Below are 16269 nucleotides of genomic sequence, written 5' to 3' on the forward strand. Positions count from 1 at the left end.
TAGTGCACTGACTCAGACGGATGGTTCAGGGGATCGGCTGACGGCGGCGAGGATGTCGGTGGCGGGTTTGGTCCAGACGAAAGGTCTGGCGCGCCGGTTGTGCTCGGCGATGTAGCGTTTGATCGCCGCCTGAAGGTCGACGACGCCGGTGAAGGAGCCTCGCCGCAGCCGACGCCGGGTCAGCGCTGAGAAGAAGCCTTCGACGGCGTTGAGCCACGAGGCCGAAGTCGGGGTGAAGTGGAAGGTCCAGCGCGGGTGGCGAGCCAGCCAGGCGCGCACCTTCGGATGCTTGTGAGGGGCGACGTTGTCGAGGATCGCGTGGATCGCCTTGCCGGTCGGGACGGCGGCTTCGACGGCGTTGAGGAACCGGACGAACTCACTGTTCTGGTGGCGCTGCATGCCGCGGCCGAGCACGGTACCTGCCAAGGCATCGAGGGCAGCAAACAGTGTCGTCGTGTCGTGACGGGTATAGTCGTGGGTCTGGGCGGCGGGATGGCCGGGGGCGAGCGGACGATCGGGGCGGGTCCGCTCCAGCGCCTGGATCTGGCTCTCCTCATCCTGAGCTTGTCGAAGGATCGTCGATGGACAGCACCACCGCGTGGGCGGGTGGATCCATGGAGAGGCCAACGACATCCTCGACCTTGGCGGCGAAGGCGGGATCGCGCGAGCGCTTGAACGTGCGCAGACGATGCGGCTTGAGACGGTGAGCGTTCCAGATCCTTTGCACGGCACGCAACGAGATCCCGGCCGCCCGGGCCACAGCCCGGCCGGTCCAGTGCGTGACCTCGCCCGGCGGCTCCGAGCAGGTGTCAACGGGCACCGAAGTCTCCGCAAATGTGGGCTTTTAAAATTCCCCACCCGGCGGGTTCGGTGGTGGTCGGTGATCAGCCGGCGACGTGATCGAGCGTTGCTTTCCTCGGTGGACGGCCCCGGCGTCGGGGAACCGGCGGCGGCGTGATGAGCGCCTTCGAGCGCACATGCTCGGGGATGAGGTCGCCGTGCTGACGCAGGCGGTAGCTCGCGCCCTCAATCTGAACGACGACGGCGTGGTGCAGCAGGCGATCGAGCAGGGCTGTGGCCACGACGGGATCGCCGAACACCTCACCCCATTCCGCAAAGCCGCGGTTCGAGGTCAGGATCATCGCGCCTTTCTCGTAGCGCGCGTTGACGAGCTGGAAGAACAGGTTGCCCCCACCCGGGACGACGGGCAGGTAGCCGATCTCGTCCACGACCAGGAGCGAGGCTCGGCTGAGGTAGCGGATCCGCTCGCGCAAGGCGCCGTCGCGCTCGGCCTTGGCCAGCGAGGCGATCAGATCGGCCAGCGTCGAGAAGACGACACTGCGCCCGGCCTTCACCGCCTCGACGGCGAGCGCCGTGGCCAAATGGCTCTTGCCGGTGCCGGGCGGGCCGAGGAGATGGACGACCTCGGCCCGGTCGATGAAGGTCAGTTCTGCCAGCGCCATGATCCGCTCCCGGTCTAGGGAGGGCTGGAAAGTGAAGTCAAAGCCAGCCAGCGTTTTGATCGTGGTCAGACGGGCGACCAGCAGGGCGGTCTTCACTCGGCGGTTCTCGCGCAGCGTCAGCTCTTCGGTCAGGATCTCGTCGAGGGCCGTGATGCCGTCGATCTCGCCCTGCTCGATGCGCCGAACCGTGGCGTCGAGGACCTCTAGGGCGCGTGGCATGCGCAGGCCGACGAGGCTGTGCTTGATGCTGTCGAGGGTCGTGGCGGCATGGGATGAAGCGCGGCTCATGACCGACCTCCGATCCCGGTGGCGAGCCGCTCGCCGACGGCCTGGTAGACGGCCAGCGAGCGCTGGGCGACGTGATCGCCAACGGCCGATCATCGGGCTGTCGGGATGGCCGTGCCGCATGGCCCGGGCCGCTCCCCCCTGCCGGTGGTCGGGATCGATGCGGTACTGTCGCCGGCCCTCCATAACCGGGTGGCTCGCCACGAGCCGGCCGCCGTCGAGGATACGGATCGTGTCGGGCAACTGATGCACCTCGACGACCCGCCGCGTCCGGTCGGGCACGCTGTAGTAGTTGCCGCCGATCGAGACGAGGCCGTCGTGGCTGACGCGCCGCTCCAGCTTGAGCAGGGGGTCGAAGGGCACGGCGGGCAGCGGCTGCAGGTCGGCCTGCTCGGCGGCGAAGGCCTCCGCGACGACCCGTTGCGTGGTGCCGTGCAGGCGGACGTTGGCGACGGTATCGAGCCAGATCCGGAGCTGAGCGTTCAGATCGTCGAGGTCCTGGAACGAGCGGGCCAGGAAGAAGTCCTGGCGGATGTAGGAGAAAGGCCGCTCGACCTTGCCCTTCGTCTTGGCCCGGTAGGGCCGGCAGGCGCTGGGCAGGTAGCCGTAGTGCTGGGCCAGAGTCAACAGGGATCGGTTGTAGACGATGTGGCCATCCGCCTCCTCGCCGGAGACGGCCGTCTTCATGCGATCGTACAGGATCTGCATCGGCACGCCGCCGATGGTGGCGAAGGCCTGGATGTGACAGCGCAGCAGGGTCTGCAGGTCCTGATGCAGGACGAAGCGCGCCTCGATGTGCCGGGAGTGACCGAGCACGAGCGAGAACAGCCAGACGATGCAGGCCGTGCCCGGCGCGTCTGTGAAAGTGACGACGAAGCGGGCGAAGTCGACCTGAGCCTGCTGGCCGGACGGTGTCTCGAAGCGGACTTCGTAGGGCTTGGCCTCGGGCGGCTGGATCGCGGCGATGAACCGCTTCACGGCGGTGTAGGCCCCCGTGTAGCCGCGCTCCCGCAACTCGCGGGTCAGGCGCACGGCGCTGAGATCGCGGATGGCGGTGACGCGCTCGCGCAGGTAGGCGAGGTAGGGCGCGAGCTTGCTCGGGCGTCCGGCTTGGCGCGGGCCATAGGCGGGCGGCTCGAGTCCACGCTCGATGTATTTGCGGATGGTCTTCGGATCACGCCCGGTCCGCCGGGCGATGGCGGTGACCGACAGGCCCTGTCGGTGCAGGTCGAGGATCATGAGGAGTTCTCCCAGCAGGACCATCCTCGTCGCCCCCGACTGCTACGCATCGGTGGGCATGGTGGCGGAGGTTGGATAAGCCGGAGGGTGCAGGGCACCCCGCACCCTCCGGCCAGAGCACCGACCAGGGAATTTTCGATGCCCACAATCAGGGAGTATTCAACGCCCACTGACAGCAGGTCAGCGCGAGCACCTCGGCCACCGTCTCGGTCGAATGGGGCGTCGTGCTGGGTGGACGTGTCTTGTCGCGCAGCACACCTTCGACGCCCGCCTCGGCATAGCGCTGCTGCCAGCGCCACACGGCCGGGCGGCTGACGCCCGCCCGCCGGGCGACGTCCTGGACGTTCAGGCGTTCGGCTGAGAGCGGGACGATGCGGGCGCGCTGGATGTGCTTGAGCGGACGGCAGCGGTCGCTGGCAATCGCCACCAACCGTGCCACGTCGGTCGCATCGAGGAGCACGCATACCGTCTGAGCCATCGCCCAGACTTGCACGTCTCATCGTACGCGCGAATCCTCCGTCCGCGTCACTGCACTGCTGTTTGATTGCCCAACGCGCCGCATCCCAATGACGCTCCGCAACCAAACAGCAATCCTCGGGCTTCCCCGCGGCTACGTGCTCAAGCCTTCCGGCGAGGTGGCGCTCGATCCCGACGACGGGGTCCGTCAGGTGATCGACCTGATCTTCGCCGTCTTCGATCGACGCGGCTCGGTCAGCAAGTTGCTGCGCTACCTCGTGGATCACGACATCCAGTTGCCGGACCGTGTCCGCGCCGGGCCGGACAAGGGCGAGGTCTGCTGGAACCGGCCCAATCGCGCCACGCTGGCCGACATGCTGCGCCATCCGGCTTACGCAGGCGCCTACGTGTACGGAAGGCGCCATCATAATGCGCGGCTGCAGCTGCCGGGTAAGCCGCATAGCGGACGGCGCTTCTAGCGTGATCCGCAGGCCTGGGAGGTGCTGCATCGCGGCGCTCTGCCGGCTACATTGCCTGGGACGCCTACGAGCGGAACCAGGAGCAGATGAGGTAATTACCCAGGCCCTTGCGCGGGTCGGGTTTCGCTGATTCCCTCGTGGGATGGGCCGAAGCGATCTTGAGCGGCTGAGCCGCGAGGAGCTGATCGAGCTGGTGCTGCGACTGCAGCGTCCGGACAAAACTTCGCGCACCTCCTCGAAGCCGCCGGCGACCGACCGCAAGGAGCGGCGCGAGCAATCCAAACCCGGCGGGGCCAAGCCCGGGCACGAGGGCCACAGCCGGGTGATGAGCGAGGATCCCGACGCGGTGATCGACTATCGTCCGGATCGTTGCATGTGCTGCTGCGGCGACCTGCACGGAGATCTTCCCGCCGAGCTCGTCAGCGTGTCTGAGCGGATCGAGCTGCCGGCGGTGATGCCGGTCGTCACCCAGCATCGACGGCTGGCCGTGCGGTGCCCGACCTGCGGGGCCCGGGTCGTCGCACCGGTGCCGGAGGCAGCACGAGGCACGCCCTTCGGCCCGCGGCTGCATGCGGTGGCGACGTATCTGAAGACCCTCCAGGCGCTGTCCTACGAGCGGCTGCAGGCGGCCTTGTCGGACCTGTTCGGGATGACCCTCAGTCAGGGCGGCTTGATGAACCTGCTCTGCCGTGCGCAAGGCCGCTTCCGCACCGGTCGTGATGCGGCCGTATCGACCCTGCGGCGGGCCGCGGTGGTCGCCTCGGACGAGACCAGCGTCCGGATCGAAGGCTCGAACGCCTATCACTGGGTCTTCCACGCGGCCGATGCGGTGGTGCACGCGGCCTCGCCGACGCGGGGCGCCGTCGTGGTGCGGGAGATGATGGATGGCCACCGGCCGGCGGTGTGGATCTCGGATCGCTACACCGCCCAACAGGGGCATGCCGCCGCGCACCAGACTTGCCTCGCCCATCTCGCCCGCAACGTCGCCTACGTCGTCGAGGTCAGCGATGATCCGGTCCCCTGGCGGTTGCAGCTCTGGCTGCGATCCGTGTTCGCCCTGGCCGAGCGGGTTACCGATCTGGCCACCTCGACACTGGCCGCCAAGCGCCGGAGCCTGGATCGCCAGCTCGGCGCCATCCTCGCCACGTCGAGCCGCTGCGACCTGACCCGCGATCTGCAAGCCAAGATCGGCCGGGCTCGCGCTCAGCTCCTCGTCTTCCTCGCCCATCCCGGCACGGTCGAGCCGACGAACAACGGCTCGGAGCGACTGCTGCGCCCCTGTGTCGTCCAGCGGAAGGTGACCAACGGCTACCGCGCGATGTGGGCCGCCGAGGGCGAGGCCGCCATCCGCACCGTAGTCGATACCGCGCGCCTCACAGGCAGCAGCACCTTCAGCACGATCCTCAAGACCGTCGGTGCCTGATCCCAGTCGTCACAGGCCTGGGTAATTACGCAGATGAGAGCCAACCGCACGCGCTACAGCGGCATCCCTCGCAGCGGAGCGGCGCTGCTGGGCGGGCTCGTGGCCTGCGGCGTCTGCGGGCGGCGCATGTTCACGACCTAAACCAAAACGGACGCGAGGCCCGCTACGTCTGCCACCAGATGGCGGTCACCTGCGGCGCACCGCGCTGGCAGTCGATCAGCGCGCACTGCGTGGACGCGCGCGTCGGTAGCGTGATGCTCGATGCGCTCTCGCCCAGCGCGATTGCCATGAGCCTCTAAGAGCCCCTCACAAAACGCCCTCTGCGCCGTCGTGTGCAGAGGGCGGCGCTCGGTGATCGGGCGTTTTGTGAGGGGCTCTAAGTCTCCGAGAACCTCGAACTCGAACGACGGCAGTTGCATGGCCAATGTAGGCAGCGGCTGGAACGGGCAGCTTACGAGACCGCCCTGGCGCCGCGGCGCTACGAGAGCGTCGATCCAGACAACCGGCTGGTCGCCCGCACCCTGGAGCACGACTGGGAAGCCGCGCTCGCAACCGAGCAGAAGCACGCCGAAGCCCATTGCGAGGCCGTCTCACGCGAGCCCGAGCGGTTGAGCGAGGTGGAGAAGGCAACCGTTCAGCGGCTGGCAGAAGACGTCCCGGCCCTCTGGCATGCCCCTTCGACGACGGCCCGCGATCGGCAAGCCATCGCCCGGCTCATGCTGGAGCGCGTGGTCATCCTGGTCCACGGCAGCACCGAGCGTGCGGACCTCACCTGCCACTGGGCTGGGGGCGTGGTGACTTGCCATACGCTGATCCGCCCGGTCCGGCGCTTCGAGCAATTGGAGCGGTTCGACCGGCTGATCGCGTGGATTACCGAGTTGCAGAGCGAAGACGCCACCGCCCAGGCCATCGCCGATCATCTGAACGCCGAGGGCTGGCGCCCCCCCAAGAAGCCAACCTTCGACGCGCCAATGATCCGGCGACTGCTGCAACGTCGCGGGCTTGGCACCAAACGTCCGATCTGGTCCGGCAACGTTACCCGAGCCAGCGAGGACGAAATGACGATCCAGGAGTTCTCAGCACACCTCGGGGCTCATCAACAGACCGTCTACGGCTGGCTGCGGCGCGGGAAGATTGCTGGACGCTTGGCGAAGGTCGGCACCCAACCCATCTGGCTCATCATTCCAACGAAGGTCTCAACAGGAACCAGCAATCGAGAATCGTCATGACAAAACGATCGAACAGGCCTTCTCAAAGCTTAAGGCGCTGCTAAGAAGTGCCGCTGCCCGAACCGTCGCAGACCTTTGGGCAGCCGTCGCCCGGGTCTTCGCAGCCTTCACCCCAGCGAAATGACGCAACTACATCGCCGCCGCTGGATACAACGCTTAGGACCCAACCTAAACGACAACAGACCTAGCGCTTGGCCCAAGGGGAATGGGCTATGACTGCACGGCCCAAAACATGCGGATATTGGCGAAAGTCAAACACCGCGTCGGCTGATCCGCTGTACTAGGCTGCGGTCTTGCGGACAATACCAGCGCGAACCGATTACTGGTAGATCCTACTCGATATCTAGTCCAAAAAAATTAAAAAGACTTCAATGAAAAGGTAATAAAAGTGACTACACGAGCATAGGAAACACCCCCAACCTTTGCTGCAGACTACCGTCGACCAATATTTCGACCGCGGCTTGTGACGAAAAAATAAAAGGGCAATTTTAGTCGTATGATTAGCCTCTGGAGAAAAGTTATTCTATAATGTACAATTGCTACATCTCGATCTTCCAATCGCATAGAAAGATGCATTTCTTGAATAATGGATCTAGCTTTGTTTCTAAAAAAATTTGCATTACCTTTGTTAAGTGGCGATGCGCCATACCATCCACCAACTGGGCGGAACAACCAGTCACGCAAACGATCGGCAAGTTCACGTCCTATCTCAACATCAAACATGTCCCTCTCAGCTGACGACGATAAGACGAGCTTGTTCAGCGATTCATTGTACAGTTGAAAATCAAGTCGCTCGATTGCAGAGTACGATAGCCCAATTAAATTAGACTGAAGCCAACGCGAGCTGTAAAGTTCACCGATTCGCAATCGCTTTTCTGCGTAAGCGACAAAGCCACATGCAACAGCACCATGACGGGCCTGATAAAACGATTTGAAAAACGCACTGGCATGCTGATTAAAAAACATATAATGTTTGCCCAATGTTTCATTTGCAATCACGAGATTAAATTGCCCCAAATCTTTTCCGATAAGGTGATTTAAACCCGCCTGATAAGCTCCGAACTCCGCGCCGCTGTTATCGTGTTCGACAACATCGATGTTCAACACAGAAAGCTTTTTTTGCGCAACCGCAAGCAATCCGGAAATGTTGTTGTTATTAACGATGACAACATCGGAAATGCCGCCGATATAGCACAACTTTTTTATAGTACTGACCATATTTTCTATATAAGTGTCATAATAAACCACCATAATAAGATGCGTGGCAGTACGCACAGCCCGCTTTTGCATAAAAGACCCCATCGGTTTTCATTTGAAGCTGGATGATAATAAACTGCTCAAACGAGCAATATTCAGCATACGTGATAATGCAGTGAAAAATAATGAGATGAAAAAAATGAACAAAAATTATGGATACTATCAACGCATTTTGGTTCGCAAAAGACGGCGGAACCGGCCCAAAAGCTGCCGTATCTTGAGAAAAACTTTTGCAGCTAATCGCCAGGTTACGTATGGCGAAATGAACAAGCTGTGTCCAGTCACCACGTAGTGCCAACGAGAGTTCGCTAATTCGGAATATTTTAAGCTAAATGAACGTCCTTCGTCGCGGTAAGAGCCGGAAGTACTACCACCACTTTTATGATAAATATGAAAATTGATTACATAGGCCTCCCAACCAAGCGTTCTTGCTACAATGCAAGCATCTGACCCATACCAATGGAAACCATGCAAATCCCTTGGAAAGGTAATACCACTATCCGATCTTATCACGAGGAAATTTTCGTCCAGACTTACAACTTTCGCCGGAAGAGGTTGTGCTGGCATACGATCGCTCCCATGAGGATCACTAATTCTAACAACGAGACTCCCTCTATTGTCGGCACCCGCGTTTCCACAAACCCCCCAATTTGGATCGCAAGCAGTAAGCTCTGCTAAACGGTCGACAAGATCGCTGTAGTCATCAAATTTGAACACCAGATCCTGATGACATAAAATAACGTATCGACCTCTAGCGCAATGGATAAATCGACGAAGAGCGTGACGAGCATCCCAACTGTTCCCGGCCGTATTATCAGCATAGAAAAATTCACACCGATCCAAACTAAAGCCAGCATCGAAGGCAGAGCTTAAGAATTGATTATATTCATCAATTTTTGTCACGAGTGTGCAGATTGAGAACAAAGGCAACTCTGACTGCTCAAACTCAAATCTGACACCACCCTCTACCGTTAGCTTAATCGCACTCGACATCATGTTGTATGATTCCTCGATTGACCTTAACAGTGGGATTTATCGAATTTAGTCCCTCGACTTAAACTTGCCGATTACTATTATAAGCTGGGCCCAAATGGGATGATCCTGCCACTTAAGCGCAAATAGCCAAAGGCAAATGCCTAAAACTACTGCCAACGCAATTTCCCAAATCGGGGTTTCATAATTCCAGCTATTCAAAACCATTAAAGCAAAAGATGGGCCGGCCGCAAAAGCAGCTAGGGTTAAACTTTCAATATAAACGGCGTCAAGCCTTCCCGGCGGCACTTCGGCGAGTCGGTCCATGTGCGGCCGATACAAAACATAACCAGCTATAGCTTCCGCGATACGCCCAGCAGTGGCCATTGCCAAATTAAGCATTGAGCCCGCGGTTATTGCGACAACCCCCACTAATGCCCTTACAATTTCGAATTTTGTCTGACGACCTGTTTCAGCCCGTAGCACGAACAATTCCCAATTCATACCGAAGCCTATCACTATAAACTGAGCAATTAATAAGATAGATAATGGTAGAGCGACACCCAACCAGTCGCGTCCATATAGTAAATACACGGCCGGCCTTGAAAGTACACATAGACCAAGAATTAAAGGCCACATAAATGCTGTAATGAAACGAATGGCGGTAATGAACGTCTCGCGAAGTTGATTCGTTTCCCTTAGATCAGCCGCCATTTTTGAAAATAAAACTCTTGTCGCCAGCCCGTACACGTTTTCAAAGATATTCGTCGATAAGCTGGATGCGCGAGAATACAGCCCTAATTCAACTAAGCCCAAGCTCGCGCCGATTATCAATTCCGAAATCCTCTGGGTGACCGATGCCAGGCCACCGATTGACATCATTTGTAGGCCAAAGATGGTTATCGGCTTAATGTATTTAACACTTACTTTCAAGCTCGAGTATTGCCAACCGATGACTAAATTTCCTGCGCTGGCACAAGCAGATCCTGCTATGACACCTGCCGCAATGCTAATTGCTCCGAAACCTTCTTGTGCAAGCGTAATCGACACAACTACGCTTACGCTTGTCTTAACAACGCTTATAACAGCAAGTTCCACAAATCTAGCTTCTCTTACCATCATTGAAATCGCTAAAAAATCAAATATAGAAATCAGTGGACCTATTGCCGTTAAGGATAAAATCTTCGCTACCTCGACATGTTCGCCGAAAAATTTCGCTAAAACTCCCATAAGTATTAGGATAAGGGAGAATACTACTGACATTATCGCGTTGATGGTGAATGCCGATTTTAATTTAGTTTCCGTCAAATCAGTTTCGCGAATAATATAGCTGGAAATACTGAATGATGTTAGAGCGGAAACAATACCTGCCATGCCTTGCGCAATGGAATTGACACCAAATTCGTATGGCGATAAAGCGCGGGTGAGGAGAACTGCACCAAAAAATGATAGGCCGAAGTTTGTAATTTGAGAAAGATAGGACCAAATGAGGGATTTTTTAACTGACATGAACTTGAGCCGCCCGACTTTGTTTTGGAGTGTGGACTACTATCGCAATCAACTACAACTTTTCAGTTTTTTTAACAGTCCGTTTTACTTGACCTGGGATAGAAATGATCTGTCTTGTTGCTCGCCCGCGAGCAAGGCAATATAAATAAGCACGATGCAGGAAAAATTCAAGCCAGTTACCGGTTGTTTCGTATAATGACTACTCAACCTTCCCGGTATTATTTTATACTTGTTTGATCAATGTCTTAAAAATGGCTCGTTGATCAATTTGGTGTTTTACTAGCCTGCAATAAATTTTGATGTTCCTTATATTATTCGGTGGATGGGCCGTCTGTCGCATTGCGTTTATGACGATGCGCATTTCTGTTCGTATTTGACGGGGATAACATAGCATCGAGTTATTGGGGTTGGGAATTAAAGTGCCTTGACGGAGTTGCTGTCGCAGGAACGAATCGCTGGATTTCGTAACGCAAGTCGCTACAATCTTGATGCGCAAACTCAACTCCTTTCGAAACCCATCGTATGGTGCCTTTTCGAAATTAGCGTAGATTGAATAGGTCAATCAACAATCGCAATAAGATAGTACGCAATGCGACGTCATATATCTTAAAGTATAGAAATCTCTGACCAATTGACGATCCATGCTGATCTGAGCAATAATAAAGTATTTATTTTTACTGATTTAATGCACTACTCATTATTTTCCAGCTTGACTGACAAGTACTTTGATTCAAATTAGGGTTGACAGCTTGATGTACTCATCATCACTTTTAGTGCGCTCAATGTAGTTTATTAATATTATCGCTTTGTCCATTTTATGCATTCAAAGCTGAGTTTTACTTGCCTATTGTTGGTTTCTCAGTAGTTCATCTATCGTTTTAAATCTCAATCTGAGGTCAGCCGATTCGTTGCTGAATGGAGTTCACTTTTGAGCGTTAGGTAATTATGGGTTGTTTCGCGACCGCGTGATCTTAATCTAAAACGGCTAAAAAAGGGGCGGTAATGAATATAGTTGTGGCGATAGCAAGTACCGGAAGGCCGGAGGAGCTTGGAGATTGGTCGGAATACCTAAAGAGTCAATCGTATAAGCCTAGCACGGTTATCTACTCTGTCGCTAGTCCTTGCGACCTGCCGCAAATAACGCGCTTGTATGCCCCAAACAAGATTATAGTGGGTTCCGCGGGTTCTTCCGTGCAACGCAATCGGGTTCTTGATGTCTTGGAGCTTAGTTGTGATTTGATTGTATTTTTCGATGACGATTATGTTCCAGAGAGAAGATGCCTCGAAAAAATTGTGGATCTTTTTACGTTATTACCCAATGTTGCTGGAGCAAGTGGCCTTCTTCTAAGGGATGGCGCTCAATCAGCGGGCATTTCGAAAGAGGATGCCTTGAATTTGATCGAAATTAGCGAGAATAATTCTCCCGTTCTTGAGCAAATGCATGTGGATTCGGTCGGACTATATGGTTGTAATATGGCATTCCGCCGAACGGCTATCGGGGGCATACGATTCGACGAAAATCTTCCGCTATATGGCTGGCAAGAAGATGTTGATTTCGCTATGCGCGTTCGGAGAAATGGCCGGATCGTGAACACAGATTCATTTAAAGGAGTTCACCGGGGTGTGAAAAAAAGCAAAACCAGTGGTTATAAATTCGGCTATTCACAAATTGCTAATCCGCTATATTTAATTAAAAAAGGGACTATGCCAATATCTCATGGGTTAAAATTAATCGCAAAAAACCTTTTGGCGAATCATATTAGATTACTTAGACCAGAGTCGTGGATTGACCGCCGCGGTCGTGTCAGAGGAAATTGGTTAGCGGCCTGGGACTTGGTTCGATTTAAGCTTAGCCCTAGGAAAATCCTCAACTTATGACCTTTTAGCTACGATGTATGTCTGTCTTAGATCAAAAGAGAGATCTTACCTTTATCTTTTTTTTGTTGTGCTTTATCATTTTTCTTGTTGTGGATATCAACAAATTTTTTGATAGGAAATACTTGCTTGCCGGCTCTCGGCTTTGAAAGTTTATGCTAGTCTAGATATACCTCATGTATTTTAGTTTTTTGATTTATTTTGGGTACTCGGCACACAATATGAGATCGTCAGTTTAAGGTTACTATCTTCGCCGGTCGGCCGCGCTCTATCTTTTCTGCATATTCCGTTATTGAACATCATTCTGATACCTATGAAATTCAAGACTGAGGGATGAGGAGCCTTTCAAATTAAAACTGTGCTAGACTCATAGTGTTGACTTTCGCTACTAGATACGACTTGCTAAGTTTTATCAGCTGCTACAAATCTGGACTGACAGCGCGGGTACTAATCAGTGGATCTAGCATCTTTAGCAGCATTGATTGTGCTAACCATTTCGTATGCAAAAGGCATAAAAGCCATATTTGTGATTGCTGTAGCATCCCTCGCCTTTGGATCATTGGCGGCATTGCCGCCAGCGTTTACTGGTGGGATTACAATTACTGCAAGTTCACTCGGATTTTTACTGCTGGTTGTGAAAGTTATCAAGGTGGCACGACTCAATCAAATATTACATGTTGCGTTTTCCTTTAAAGAATTAGGTTTTCTGACTTTTTATGTTCTTTGGTCTCTCGTCGCAACGTTAGTCTTCCCTTGGTTATTTGACGGAACCATGTATGTTTATCCCGTAAGATCCGCTGGCATCGACTATGTTTTGGTGCCGTTAAGTTTTACAACCAGCAATCTGACGCAAGAGTTTTACCTCATTTTGTCCTATTCCGTGGCTCTTGTCGTTTCACTATTGTCTAGCGACGCCGATTTTCAGAGCTTGTTCAGATCTGCCATACTTTCAGTTGCGATCGCAATGATTTTAACTGGTGCTATCGATTATCTCGGCGCGGGTTGGATCCTAGAATTTACTAGAAACGCTAGTTATGCGCTTGCAGGTGAAACGAATATTGGTTCTTCTAGAAGGGTAGTCGGGGCGATGCCGGAAGCATCGTCTTTTGGATGGCTGATGACTGCCTTGTTGTCCATACTTATCTTACTTAGAAAGACACTAGGTTTAGACTCAAAAGTATTAATTTGCATAATCCTAGCGATTATTTTTGTTATACTATGCGCGTCCTCCACGGCCTATGGAATGTTCGTGGCGCTAATTTTTGCTTTCTTGTTTCAAACATTACTTCGAGCTGTCTTCGACGGGCAGATAGAGCGAGAGAAATCCATTCTTGAGATAATTTGCCTGTCGCTACTTTGTGTGCTGCTTTTTGAAATAGTATTGTATGTCGATGCTATTCGAGCGCCTCTTTTCCAACTTGTTGATGAGTTAGTCTTAAACAAATCAGCGTCTTCTTCATTCGAAGAGCGAACTAGATGGTCTCGAATAGCATATGAAGCATTTATTTCATCTTATGGATTAGGTATTGGAGTCGGTTCCGCCCGTACATCAAACGGGCTGATCAATATTCTTGCAAGCACGGGAGTTATCGGAAGCGTTCTTTTTTTATTGTACATTCTTAGACTTTTTTATTATGCTCCTGCCAATCACCGTATGTATGACAGATTTGCCCTTAGTTTGTCGATGCTGTCTCCGTTTATTGGGCTAGCTCTATCTTCTGCCACAGCCGATTTTGGTATAATTCTAGCTATTCTTTTCGGTCTTCAATCACCCAAATCTTTAATTTTCACTGGCGATCCTTCATATGAATAGTGAAGCTTCCATCCTAAATTTTATAAAGTTGGTGATCACGTCGGCATTTAGGCGTGCGCTTCTACCCCTTCGAGCTTTCAGTTATCCCGCGGCGAGGTAATCGCCGCCCAGTGTTCGCCTCGCGCGTCCAAGCCGGCAAACACGGCTTTCTTGCGGTCAAAGGTGGGGGTCTAGTTGTGAAGTCCGGGTGCATAATAGTGCATCATCGACGCTGACGCGTCAGACGGTGGATGCACAATGGCAGGAGTTTTTCACAGTAGCGCCGGAACGACGCCGCGTGTTCGAGCCGAGCTCCGGGCGTCGAAAGAAAGTAGCCGCGCCCCTTCCGCCGCGTACGGCTTGGACGCCAAGACGGTCGCCAAATGGTGCAGGCGGGCGATGTCGACCGACGCTTCGATGGGGCCGAAGAAGCCCAAGAGTACGGTGCTGACGCCGGCCGAGGTAGCCATCGTGGTCGGATCCTGACCTGTCCGTTATTTTGAACCGGGCCAGTTGCGAGGCTACTGCATGGTCGCGGCCATGGGTAGCCGGAAGGCCAGATCCCGGTTGACGGGCGCGGGCGGCCGATAGCCCAGCGACGCATGGGGTCGGACGCGGTTGTAGGTGTTCTGCCAGAGGTCGATTACGATCTGTGCCTCCTTTCAGCGAGTAGAAGATCTCCTGGCGCAGGCACTCGTCGCGCAGCTTGCCGTTAAAGCTCTCACAATACCCTTTTTCTCACGGTGATCCTGGGGCGATGGACTGGATCTGCGGACCAGTTGTGGCCACCCATTTGCGCAACACCTTCGCGATCATTTCGGGATCATTGTCGCAGCGGATGTTCTCCGGGATGCCGTGCAGGCACATCGCCTCTGCCAGGGCCTCGATTACGCCGAGGCTGTTGATGCGCCGCGCCACCGTCAAGGCGATGCACGCCCGGCTGTCCCTGCGACAAGCTCAGGGTGAGGTCGTCGATCAGCGTCAGGATGCGCAGGCTCCGGCCGTCGTGGGTCTGGGCCTGCACGAAGTCGAAGCTCCAGACGTGGTTGCGGTGGAGTGGCCGCAGTCGTTTGCCCGAGCAGTCGTTCAGCCAGAGGCGGCGGCGGGGTTTATGTCGGCTGGGGACCTTGAGCCCCTCGCGACGCCAGATGCCCTCATGGTGAGCTTGTCGAACCATGAACCCGGTCCTTGCCCACCTGCCAGCCGCCTGCATGCAGCAGGGCGGTGACACGAGGGTAGCCATAGCGCCCGTACTCGGACGCCAGGGCAACGATGGCGCGGGTCAGCGCATCCTCGTCGGCCGGCACGGTGGGCACGTAGCGCTGCGTGCCCCGGTGCTAGCCGACGATCCGGCAGGTGTGACGTTCCGAGAGGCCGTACTTCTCCCGAATGACGTCGACCGCCTGCCTGCGTCGCTCGGGGGCTACAAGTTTTGCTGTCGCTGCCCTTCGGGTCCCGAGGCGCCGTCCGCCAGAACCTGACCCACCAAAGATAGATCTGCCACAAGCCGACAAAGCCGGGCGTTTTCGCGTTCCAGATCTTTCATCTTCCTGGCTTGATCAACCTTCAGACCGCCGTACTCCTTACGCCAGCGGTAGTAGCTCGTAATTACCCAGGCCTGTGATGGCGGGGTTTAGGCGCCGACGGTCTTGAGGATGGTGCCGAAGGGACTGTGGCCTGAGAGGCGTTCGGTATCGACGACGGTGCGGATGGCGGCCTCGCCCTCGGCGGCCCACATCGCGCGGTAGCCGTTGGTCATCTTTCGCTGGATGACCGCCGGGCGCAGCAGGCGCTCTGATCCGTTGTTCGTCGGTTCGACTGCGCCGGGATGGGCGAGGAAGACGAGGAGCTGATCGCGCGCCCGTCCGATCTTGGCCTGCAGGTCGCGGGTCAGGTCGCAGCGGCTCGACGTGGCGAGGATGGCGCCGAGTTGTCGATCCAAGGTCCGGCGCTTGGCGGCCAGCGTCGAGGGGGCCAAGTCGGTGACACGCTCGGCCAGGGCGAACACGGAGTGCAGCCAGAGCTGCAGCCGCCAGGGCACCGGATCGTCGCTTACTTCGACGACATAGGCGATGTCGCGGGCGAGATGGGCGAGGCAGGTCTGGTGCGCGGCGGCATGACCCTGCTGGGCGGTGTAGCGGTCTGAGATCCACACCGCGGGCCGGTGGCCGTCCATCATCTCCCGCACTACGACAGCGCCCCGCGTCGGCGAGGCCGTGTGCACCACGGCGTCGGCCGCGTGGAACACCCAATGATAAGCGTTGCTGCCCTCGATCCGGACGCCGGTCTC

The 16269-nt window shown here is 55.9% G+C and carries 11 protein-coding genes and 6 pseudogenes; 7 read left to right on the forward strand and 10 right to left on the reverse strand.

Going from position 1 to position 16269, the window contains the following annotated elements:
- Positions 1 to 12: 12 nt before the first annotated feature.
- From BM228_RS31165 to BM228_RS31180, 4 genes and pseudogenes are all read right to left on the reverse strand, one after another.
- A pseudogene (locus BM228_RS31165) lies at positions 13 to 808 on the reverse strand (IS630 family transposase); the annotation flags it as partial.
- A gap of 76 nt (positions 809 to 884) precedes the next feature.
- The gene (gene istB / locus BM228_RS31170) at positions 885 to 1751 is read right to left on the reverse strand and encodes an IS21-like element helper ATPase IstB (RefSeq protein WP_092046848.1); all 867 of its coding nucleotides are present in this window, start codon (positions 1749 to 1751) and stop codon (positions 885 to 887) included.
- Positions 1748 to 3011 (reverse strand): annotated as a pseudogene (istA, locus tag BM228_RS31175) (IS21 family transposase). The gene istB and the pseudogene istA overlap by 4 nt, the downstream one beginning before the upstream one ends.
- A 145-nt stretch (positions 3012 to 3156) precedes the next feature.
- Positions 3157 to 3465, reverse strand: a pseudogene (locus BM228_RS31180) (helix-turn-helix domain-containing protein); the annotation flags it as partial.
- A gap of 88 nt (positions 3466 to 3553) precedes the next feature.
- Between BM228_RS31180 and BM228_RS31185 the strand changes: the two are divergent.
- Positions 3554 to 3922 (forward strand): recombinase family protein, encoded by a 369-nt coding sequence (locus tag BM228_RS31185; RefSeq protein WP_208612138.1) that lies wholly within the window; start codon positions 3554 to 3556, stop codon positions 3920 to 3922.
- A gap of 142 nt (positions 3923 to 4064) precedes the next feature.
- Positions 4065 to 5345 (forward strand): IS66 family transposase, encoded by a 1281-nt coding sequence (gene tnpC, locus BM228_RS31190; protein ID WP_092046850.1) that lies wholly within the window; start codon positions 4065 to 4067, stop codon positions 5343 to 5345.
- Between the two features lie 163 nt (positions 5346 to 5508).
- Here tnpC and BM228_RS35955 read toward each other — a convergent pair whose 3' ends face one another.
- A complete protein-coding gene (locus tag BM228_RS35955) occupies positions 5509 to 5634 on the reverse strand; it encodes a hypothetical protein (protein WP_280142367.1) in 126 nt (41 codons plus the stop codon).
- Between the two features lie 124 nt (positions 5635 to 5758).
- Between BM228_RS35955 and BM228_RS31195 the strand changes: the two genes are divergently transcribed.
- Both BM228_RS31195 and BM228_RS34290 read left to right on the forward strand, forming a co-directional pair.
- Positions 5759 to 6574 carry a DNA-binding protein gene (locus BM228_RS31195; protein WP_092046852.1) on the forward strand — a complete coding sequence of 272 codons (816 nt, stop codon included), beginning with the start codon at positions 5759 to 5761 and terminating at the stop codon, positions 6572 to 6574.
- A gap of 7 nt (positions 6575 to 6581) precedes the next feature.
- A pseudogene (locus tag BM228_RS34290) lies at positions 6582 to 6698 on the forward strand (IS630 family transposase); the annotation flags it as partial.
- A gap of 308 nt (positions 6699 to 7006) precedes the next feature.
- Here BM228_RS34290 and BM228_RS34295 read toward each other — a convergent pair.
- From BM228_RS34295 to BM228_RS31205, 3 genes are all read right to left on the reverse strand, one after another.
- The gene (locus BM228_RS34295; RefSeq protein WP_139234296.1) at positions 7007 to 7849 is read right to left on the reverse strand and encodes a hypothetical protein; all 843 of its coding nucleotides are present in this window, start codon (positions 7847 to 7849) and stop codon (positions 7007 to 7009) included.
- A 144-nt stretch (positions 7850 to 7993) separates the two neighbouring features.
- Positions 7994 to 8827 carry an acyl esterase gene (locus tag BM228_RS34300; protein ID WP_139234297.1) on the reverse strand — a complete coding sequence of 278 codons (834 nt, stop codon included), beginning with the start codon at positions 8825 to 8827 and terminating at the stop codon, positions 7994 to 7996.
- A 45-nt stretch (positions 8828 to 8872) separates the two neighbouring features.
- The gene (locus BM228_RS31205) at positions 8873 to 10312 is read right to left on the reverse strand and encodes an oligosaccharide flippase family protein (RefSeq protein ID WP_092046857.1); all 1440 of its coding nucleotides are present in this window, start codon (positions 10310 to 10312) and stop codon (positions 8873 to 8875) included.
- Between the two features lie 1191 nt (positions 10313 to 11503).
- Here BM228_RS31205 and BM228_RS31210 point away from each other — a divergent pair.
- The 3 genes and pseudogenes from BM228_RS31210 to BM228_RS31215 form a co-directional block, all read left to right on the forward strand.
- Entirely contained in the window at positions 11504 to 12190 is a 687-nt protein-coding gene (locus BM228_RS31210) for a glycosyltransferase family 2 protein (protein ID WP_244537408.1), read from the forward strand.
- 451 nt (positions 12191 to 12641) lie between these two features.
- Positions 12642 to 14000 (forward strand): LTA synthase family protein, encoded by a 1359-nt coding sequence (locus BM228_RS34305; RefSeq protein WP_139234298.1) that lies wholly within the window; start codon positions 12642 to 12644, stop codon positions 13998 to 14000.
- 237 nt (positions 14001 to 14237) lie between these two features.
- Positions 14238 to 14456 (forward strand): annotated as a pseudogene (locus BM228_RS31215) (IS481 family transposase); the annotation flags it as partial.
- A 44-nt stretch (positions 14457 to 14500) separates the two neighbouring features.
- On the opposite strand, the pseudogene BM228_RS31220 reads toward BM228_RS31215, so the two are convergent.
- Both BM228_RS31220 and BM228_RS31225 read right to left on the reverse strand, forming a co-directional pair.
- Positions 14501 to 15582, reverse strand: a pseudogene (locus tag BM228_RS31220) (IS3 family transposase); the annotation flags it as partial.
- A 30-nt stretch (positions 15583 to 15612) separates the two neighbouring features.
- Positions 15613 to 16269: IS66 family transposase (locus tag BM228_RS31225; RefSeq protein WP_139234299.1), on the reverse strand; the 657-nt coding region annotated here is incomplete at its 5' end.

The organism is Methylobacterium pseudosasicola, assembly GCF_900114535.1.
Lineage (GTDB): Bacteria > Pseudomonadota > Alphaproteobacteria > Rhizobiales > Beijerinckiaceae > Methylobacterium > Methylobacterium pseudosasicola.

What these genes read in the sequence shown, in the direction of transcription:
- istB (WP_092046848.1), bottom strand. Translation starts at nt 1,751, where the DNA reads ATGAGCCGCGCTTCATCCCATGCCGCCACGACCCTCGACAGCATCAAG.
- BM228_RS31185 (WP_208612138.1), top strand. Translation starts at nt 3,554, where the DNA reads ATGACGCTCCGCAACCAAACAGCAATCCTCGGGCTTCCCCGCGGCTAC.
- tnpC (WP_092046850.1), top strand. Translation starts at nt 4,065, where the DNA reads ATGGGCCGAAGCGATCTTGAGCGGCTGAGCCGCGAGGAGCTGATCGAG.
- BM228_RS35955 (WP_280142367.1), bottom strand. Translation starts at nt 5,634, where the DNA reads ATGGCAATCGCGCTGGGCGAGAGCGCATCGAGCATCACGCTACCGACG.
- BM228_RS34300 (WP_139234297.1), bottom strand. Translation starts at nt 8,827, where the DNA reads ATGATGTCGAGTGCGATTAAGCTAACGGTAGAGGGTGGTGTCAGATTT.
- BM228_RS31205 (WP_092046857.1), bottom strand. Translation starts at nt 10,312, where the DNA reads ATGTCAGTTAAAAAATCCCTCATTTGGTCCTATCTTTCTCAAATTACA.